General features: G+C 67.7%; 2 protein-coding genes. Both read left to right on the forward strand.

What is annotated here, in order from left to right:
* The coding region (locus DH10_RS13585; RefSeq protein WP_192384796.1) for a tyrosine-type recombinase/integrase at positions 1-539 on the forward strand (539 nt) is incomplete at its 5' end.
* A 2-nt stretch (positions 540-541) separates the two neighbouring features.
* Positions 542-1,342 (forward strand): IS91 family transposase (locus tag DH10_RS13590; RefSeq protein ID WP_192384797.1); only part of this gene is annotated, 801 nt, incomplete at its 3' end.

A 1,342-nucleotide genomic window follows, 5' to 3' on the forward strand; every position in this document is an offset into this window, starting at 1 on the left:
CCTGCCTCAAGCACCAGGCCGCACTGTCGGTTGCCTATGGCGCGGGCTTGCGCGTCGCCGAGGTCTCGGCGCTGAAGGTCGCCGACATCGACAGCGAGCGCATGCTGATCCGGGTGGAGCGCGGCAAGGGCGGGCGGTATCGCAACGCCATGCTGTCACAAGACCTGCTCTTGTTGCTGCGTCAGTGGTGGAAGGTCGGACGCCAGCAGGGGGGGATGCATCGCGACGGCTGGCTGTTCCCGGGGCAGCATGCGATGAAGCCCATCAGCCCCCGCCAACTCTATCGCGTGGTCGTCGAGGCAGCACAGGCCGCCGACATCGCCAAGCGGGTCGGGCCGCACACGCTGCGTCACAGCTTCGCCACCCACCTGCTGGAGGACGGCACCGACATCCGGATCATCCAGGTCCTGCTCGGGCACGCCAAGCTAAATAGCACCGCCTTCTACACCAAGGTTGCAACCCGCACGGTGCGCACCGTCACCAGCCCGCTCGACAAGCTTGGCCTCTTCAAGCCGCAAGAGATCTCACCCGCCGGCTGAGCGTGCGCGCCTCGATCGAGGTCGCCGACATCTTCCGCACTGCCGGGCCCGCCTACCGGGCCGCCCATGCAGGGCATCTGACACTGCAGCAGCTCAAGGTCATGTCGGCGATCGAGCACTGCCGCACCGCGGCCCTTGGCGGCCACGTCGAGGCCTGCGAGGACTGCGGCCAGTGGCGCATCGCCTACAACTCCTGCCGCAACCGGCACTGCCCGAAGTGTCAGGGCGCAGCGGCGCGGACATGGTTGGCCGAGCGCCAGGCCGACCTGCTGCCGGTCGGCTACTTCCACGTCGTGTTCACGCTGCCGGCCGAGGTCGCCGACATCGCCTTCCACAACAAGCTGGTCTACGACCTGCTGTTCCGCGCGGCATCGGAGACGATGATGACGATAGCAGCGGACCCCCAGCATCTCGGCGCACGCATCGGCATCACTGCCGTGCTCCACACCTGGGGCTCGGCAATGACGCACCATCCCCATGTCCACATGATCGTGCCGGGCGGCGGCATCGCGCCTGACGGGACGCATTGGGTCTCCTCGCGCCCGGCCTTCCTGCTCCCTGTGCGCGTGCTCGGCAAGCTGTTCCGCCGCCTGTTCCTCACCCGACTGCTCACGCTGCACGACGCCGGGCGGCTCGTCTTCTTCGGATCGATGGCGCACCTCGCCGAGCGACGGGCCTTCCTGCGCCACCTGGCTCCCGTCAGGAAGAAGCGCTGGGTGGTCTACGCCAAGCCGCCCTTCGCCGGGCCTGAAGCGGTGCTCGCCTATCTGTCGTGCTTCTCTATTCGGCGTGTTGAGGTCAAG

This window comes from Mesorhizobium silamurunense, assembly GCF_014843825.1.
Classification (GTDB): Bacteria; Pseudomonadota; Alphaproteobacteria; order Rhizobiales; family Rhizobiaceae; genus Mesorhizobium; species Mesorhizobium silamurunense.